The organism is Enteractinococcus coprophilus (assembly GCF_006716305.1).
Classification (GTDB): domain Bacteria; phylum Actinomycetota; class Actinomycetes; order Actinomycetales; family Micrococcaceae; genus Yaniella; species Yaniella coprophila.
Map to the genome: position 1 here is coordinate 21,396 of NZ_VFOU01000006.1, position 6,063 is coordinate 27,458.

A 6,063-nucleotide genomic window follows, 5' to 3' on the forward strand; every position below is an offset into this window, starting at 1 on the left:
TAACGATGGCACCCTCAGAATCCGGCAACTTTGAGCAAGACGTAGATAATGCTTTCCGGTCAGCCGTGACACAAGCAGCAGCGCTTGGTCGCATGGTTGCTCAAATGCGAGAGCAGCAAATCCAGCGAGCCGCACGGCGAGAAGAAACGCTGAATTTGCAATTGCAACGACGATACGATGCTGAACGGCAATATGCCCGAGTGATACTTAGCCAAGCAGATCATGATGGGTGGTGGAACACGGCTTCAACTGAACGTGTCGCTAGTGTGGTGGCAGCTTCCCAGGCGTGGAAAGATCGCGACCCGGACATCGCAAAACTTGCCAGTCGAGTCGATAGTCGAGTACAAGCTCGATGGGGCATTACCCCTAGCGCGCGCATCGCAGCTTTGTCACCTGAACAGCGTCGCCGTGAAGCACAGCAGCTCGTGGCGGTCCTGTCATTGGATACATTGGACACAGACGATCCACTGCACACGTTGGTGGCTGAGATCAATCAATCAGAGCAGCATCAACCTGAGTCGCAATCTGTGCAACATCACATGGCACCACCGAAAGCACACGGCCCGGAGCAAGCTTCGGAATCTGGGCAGCCAGAGCCTGTCACTGAGGGTGAAACCCAATCAAGAGCCACCCGGCTTGACGATTTTGAGCAGTTAATGCGGTCAAATGGCTTGGATGAAGATACGATCGCAGCACAAATGCTGCCCGAACAAGCTAATGCACAACCTGCTAGAGCAGCAGTTCACGTCAAATCTCCTAGCAAAGCGCGCCCAGACCATGGAGGGGAAGTGTCGCCGTCTCGCCAGCGTGACGCTGAGCGTGGACGCTAGCCGAACACGTGACTATATGCGCTGAGTATTTCTTCTGGCCGGTCATAGGGCGGATCTTCACCGCGTTTGGAAGCATCGCGAGAGTCACCAAAGGGACCATCTTCGGATGTAAGCGCTCTCATATGCGGATCAAAATGGTCTTTGAGCCACACGGATAGGCCGGTTGCAGCATCGAGCCGCAGCGCTTCATAAGCTCGCCACACAGCGTTTAGTCGCAGCATGGCTTCGGCTGACTTCCACCATTGTGCCGACCATCGTTGGTGGCGTGGACCGATCAGACGGTCACGTAAGAATGGTTCTACGATGCCATCGTAGAACTCAAAGACTGACGCATACTGCAATTGCGGCGCATCAGGCGCGGAAGCCGGTGGCTGAGCTTCTGCATCTGCCAATGTTGTAGGCATGTCATCGACCATCATATTTCCTAACGTTGCGCGGTTGCGGTAGTCATAGCAACTTCGTTGTCTGAGGTGTCATTGGCCGTTGCTGCGTGAAGCTGTTTTGCTAGGTTTGGTTGCTCAAACCATGGAATTGTTTTCACCAGTACAGGCCGGACCCCGGCCCCGATAAAGACCCCGCGTTGTCTTGGCAGTGCTGATAAGTCTGAGTTTTCTAGGATGCGTTCACGTGTGATCTGAGTGGACACGTTGCGTTGTCCTCGTCCGGTAGAAATGGATCGAGTTTCCTTATCCCAGGTGCCGATCATATTGGATAGCGAGTTTAGGAATTCATCTTCTGCCACGTTACCGCCATACAGTTTCACGTTGGCAGCACTCCACAGCTTCTTCATCCCGGATTCACCCCAGACATCGACGCCTTGGGACCAGGATTGCAGCAAGGTCATCAACACGATGCCACGTGAGCCAAAATGTGAGTAAAGGTCTGGTAGATCGCTCCACCGACACACGTTGGCGGCTTCATCCAACACCCCAACCAAAGGGGTTTTGAGGCGGCCATCACCAGTGGCGGCTGCATCTGTTGTGGAAGATGCGATGGTTTCGGCGGCTTCCACCACGGCGACCGTCAAGGCCGTTACCAATGGGCCAGCGGTGCCTTGGCCCTCTTTAGACAAGGAGTACAGGGTGCCGGTGGCGGTTCTGACAAAATCGTATGGGTCGAATTGTGGGCGTGGATCGTCTGCTGATTGCGGGGTGATCCAGTCAGTGATGCCGCTATTGGCTAATGCAGCGGCCATCTGTTGGGCTGATCCATAGATCCCGGCGCGTTGTTTGTCGGGTAAGTGCAGCACTTGATCGAGTTGGCTTGCCCGGAGCGTCCAGCCAGCGGCTTCGAGAATATCGACGGCAGCGGTATCGCTATCGTCGGTCAGCCACAGGTAAACATCGGTGATTGGCCGGTGATCTTCTGCTGCCGCTAACAACAGTGCGGCCAGCAAATCGCGGGCCGCATTATCGAAATATGCGTCTTTCTTTGCCCCCGGATTACTACTGGCGGCGGCAAAATGTTCAGCCAGTTTTGCCGCTTGAACATCGTCGGTGACATAACTGAGCGGGTTCCACCACCAGGTGGGCTGTTCTTGGGCGATCTGTTGTGGGTCAAACACCCACACCTTGCCAACGTCTCGACGTAGTGCGCGAGTGCCATCAACAACGTCGCGCTTATTGGAAGTCGTTAACACCGCGCCCGGTGCTGCACAGATGGCGGGGATCACCGTGGCGGTGGTTTTATTCATGCGCGGTCCAGCAATGACCGCGACCATGTCCTCATAGGAGCCATACAGTTTGGTGCCACACACCACGGAGGTCCCTATGGGGATGCCCGGTGCTAATGATTCGACACCCCACCTTTCGGCTTTTTTCCGAGCCTGTTTATCGCTAAATGACTTCACTTCTTTGCCGTGCGCCATGTATCGTGCCGCAGTATCCACCGGCAGTCTGTGTCGCTTGGCCCGGAGACGATCAACGGTAAATAGCACCACAAGGCCACCACACACTGCCCCGATGATCGATGCAGCCACAGTCGCGGCAGCAGGCCATGCTAAGTGCCCTTGGGCAAGGTCGATGATGACTTCAAACGGGTTGTTCGGGATCACACCACGATCTAGATCATCCCACCAATATCCCAGGTGTAATCCTCCCAGCAGGATCACCAGGCCCATCACGATGATTGCGGCCACGATGGCCCACAACACCAAAATTGGATCGTGTGAACCAGGTTGTTTTCGGCGGTTAGATTGCTGCATTAGGACTCCATCACAGGATCATCAAGTCGGTTCTGCCAGCGTTGATTGGTATCATGCAAGCGCAATAATGGTTCGGCGGCTTCAACATCAATGGGAATACCGGGACTATCCCCGGATTTAATTAAGAATTTGCCACGACCTGGTGGCGCATCATGCCGGTTGCGGCGGACATTCCAACTTGGAGGAGTCGCCCAGCTGGTCAGGGCTTCGCGTTCACGAGGGTTCAAATCCACAACCCGTTGCAGGGTTTCAACCTCACCTTGGGAAATGCCACCCAGCACCAACATGCCAGCACGGTCCATAAAGCCTTGGGCCTTGTCCCGGTCATGTTGTGTCGGCAGGGACTCAAAGTCTTTAAAGCTATGCACATTCATCACCTGGCCAGTCCCCCAGGTCCGGTTGAGCCGTGTCAGGGAGTCATAATGATCGACCATGCCATGGCCCACCCGTAATGCTCGCCAGACTTCATCCAGGATCAAAAAATAGCGACGATCTTCTTCAAGCCCAGCATCAGCTAGCGCATGAGTGATGTTCAGCGATCCAAAACCAGTAGACCATGTGGCCACCAGACAGGCGGCCATGAGTTCGGTTTCACCGGGCTTCACCGATGAAACGTCGAAACAGACCGGCTTATCAGGATCAATCTGCACATTAGACTCTCCACTAAATGTGCCACCAAAGGTCCGACCGCTGACAATCCCCGCCAGGGCAGCTTCCATATCTTCGGTAATTTCTCGATACCGTTGTTCACTGCCCCTATCAATGGCAGCGTGGCGCAGTTCATCGGGTGCTTCTGATAACAGGTTACGTAGATCAATCAGTGTTGGCACCCTGCCATCGCGTTCACCGCGTTCTTCCAACACGGCCAGCGCAACATCTAACACGCTTTGTTCACGGTGCCACATCGGTTGCTGCCGACGAATCGTCAGCAAGGCTTCCACCATCGACTGCCGGCGGTTGTGGCCTTCGGCCCGTACATGTTCTCGGGCATCTGCTGGTAACCTGTGTGCGGCTGTGCGTTCAGCGCGGCTATCTAAAATGTTGATCGCGTTGGCGCGCCCAAATTGAATCCGATCCCCACCAAGGGCCTCATTAATGTCGACGTGTTCACCTTTGACATCACCAAAAAACCAGGGCAACACCCCATACGCCCGTAGTCCTACGGCCCAAATATCTGCCACGGTGGATTTACCTAACCCCGGTTTGGAGAGGATCACCGCAGAAGGGTTGCTAATTAGGCTGGCTCGCTCAAACCAGGAGATGGGATCAGCACACACACTGGCCCGAGTGATCTGATGCTTGCCTAAGGGCACCCCAATGTTGGGTGCCCCCACACCAGAGGTAAATGGGTATAATCCGCAGGCTTGGACGGTGGAGCCAATAAATTCATCGGCAGACTCGATGTAGGGCATACTGCCACCACCTCGACCAGCGATGCCACGCAGGCCGGGTTTCGTGTGCAACGGTGGTGTAGCTGGACGTTTCTTCTTTTTCTGTATCAGACGCTGTACAACGTTTCGCATAACTGCTCCTAGTGTTGTCCGCCACGACGAATACTGATTTGTTCTGGTAAAACCACACCTAATGGCAAGGCTGCGGCAAACGCCGATGCCTGAGTGGCCCAGGCACGACGCAAACGAATCCGGCCAGCCGAACGACCACGAGCTTCAACAGCTGTGACGATCTGATCCAGATTGTCTGGGTTGCGTGTGGTGGCGGTGACGATCATGCCAAAACGGACCAGACCGGCGCCTTGGGCTTCTTCTCGTTCAGTGGTCTTGGCTTGCTGATATTCCATCGAGTCGCGTTCATCCGCATTGGATCTGGTGGCGCGATGGCGAGCCGAAGTACTGTCATTGACCACCATTTCCCCGGCTTCTTCCGATGGGATGGGTCGATAGATCAGCGTGACCCGTTTACGTTCCACTAAATGAATCGGCTCTAGCAAGGGTTCCAATACACGGGAGATGACGTGTCCACGGGGGGCTTGGGACATGTACCAGGACACCGAGACACCTGAATCATGTCTGAATGAATCCCAGCCAGCGTCATACGCACTTGGCCCGGTTTCTTCCCAATCTAAATGCAGGGATTCACCAGCGGCTCGTGCATCTTCAACTAACGTTGCCGCTGCGGGGTCATAGGAGACTCGAATGTACTCACACAGTTCATCAGCAGTTACTGGTGTCACCGACCCCACTCCGGTCCCTTGCAAATGCGTTGTCAGAAACGTCATCCGGGATTGAAAGAACCGGATAAATTCGTGTTGATCTTTGGTTGCCCCAGGTTCCATTTGATACGTAAATGCCAGCCATGCGGTCGTGGAGGCTGCCCCTTCGGGAAACGTATCAAGAACCTCCTGCATGTAGTGTTGAGCAAACTCTGGAGCGTCAGAACTGGTATTCATGTTGACTTCTCGGGTGAGCATCGCCCCACTATCCGGTGCGGTTTCAATGGTGACAGTAAAGCCCACCAACCGGGCTTCATCGCCCACAGCAGCTAAGAAATTGCCCCACATGGCAACCCACGTATCAACCTGGTCTTGATCCACTAGCGCGTTACCATCAGGATTAGCACTGAGCACCACCGTGTAATGCCGTCGGGCAGGAGACCGGATAATACAAAAATCGCGGCCCAACGCATCTTGGACTTCCAACAGTTCAGACCGTGCCGCTAAACCGGGCAACCGGTTTTTGCCTAACCGATCCACCCCTAACGGCCCAGACCGATACAGGTTGGCACCAGTAAGTTTCTGGCGTTGCCAGCCCAGCACGGTTGCGAGTTTGTCGCCAGTGTGTCGATGATGCCGATCCCGGACACGATACAAGATCTGGATCAAGGCCATCACCACCACGGCCCCACCCAAGGTCAGCCACCACCGATTAAACAACGCGATCAGGGCGACCAAAATCAGCCCATAAAACACGGCAGCCGTCTTTGGGCCTAACCCAAAATATCCGGCCACGGACTCGCGTTTCCAGTTGCCATACGTCCGGGGTGCTGTCTCAACGTTTGCTACCATCTGGGCCA

At 54.9% G+C, this 6,063-nt stretch carries 5 protein-coding genes; 1 reads left to right on the forward strand and 4 read right to left on the reverse strand.

Annotated features, from left to right (window positions below; genetic code table 11):
• Positions 1-5: 5 nt before the first annotated feature.
• Entirely contained in the window at positions 6-830 is an 825-nt protein-coding gene (locus FB556_RS13325) for a hypothetical protein (protein ID WP_141868565.1), read from the forward strand.
• On the opposite strand, the gene FB556_RS13330 is transcribed toward FB556_RS13325, so the two are convergent.
• From FB556_RS13330 to FB556_RS13465, 4 genes are all read right to left on the reverse strand, one after another.
• Positions 827-1,234 (reverse strand): DUF4913 domain-containing protein, encoded by a 408-nt coding sequence (locus FB556_RS13330; protein WP_246057527.1) that lies wholly within the window; start codon positions 1,232-1,234, stop codon positions 827-829. The genes FB556_RS13325 and FB556_RS13330 overlap by 4 nt on opposite strands.
• Positions 1,235-1,254: 20 nt before the next feature.
• Positions 1,255-3,033, reverse strand: coding sequence for a type IV secretory system conjugative DNA transfer family protein (locus FB556_RS13335; RefSeq protein ID WP_141868569.1), 1,779 nt, complete (start codon positions 3,031-3,033; stop codon positions 1,255-1,257).
• The gene (locus FB556_RS13340; RefSeq protein ID WP_141868571.1) at positions 3,033-4,556 is read right to left on the reverse strand and encodes an ATP/GTP-binding protein; all 1,524 of its coding nucleotides are present in this window, start codon (positions 4,554-4,556) and stop codon (positions 3,033-3,035) included. The genes FB556_RS13335 and FB556_RS13340 overlap by 1 nt, the downstream gene beginning before the upstream one ends.
• Before the next feature lie 8 nt (positions 4,557-4,564).
• A partial coding sequence (locus tag FB556_RS13465) for an SCO6880 family protein (RefSeq protein WP_170200485.1) occupies positions 4,565-6,063 on the reverse strand: 1,499 nt, incomplete at its 5' end.

Excerpts from the sequence above, each read along its gene's own strand:
- FB556_RS13335 (WP_141868569.1), bottom strand. The coding sequence starts at position 3,033 with ATGCAGCAATCTAACCGCCGAAAACAACCTGGTTCACACGATCCAATT.
- FB556_RS13330 (WP_246057527.1), bottom strand. The coding sequence starts at position 1,234 with ATGCCTACAACATTGGCAGATGCAGAAGCTCAGCCACCGGCTTCCGCG.
- FB556_RS13325 (WP_141868565.1), top strand. The coding sequence starts at position 6 with ATGGCACCCTCAGAATCCGGCAACTTTGAGCAAGACGTAGATAATGCT.
- FB556_RS13340 (WP_141868571.1), bottom strand. The coding sequence starts at position 4,556 with ATGCGAAACGTTGTACAGCGTCTGATACAGAAAAAGAAGAAACGTCCA.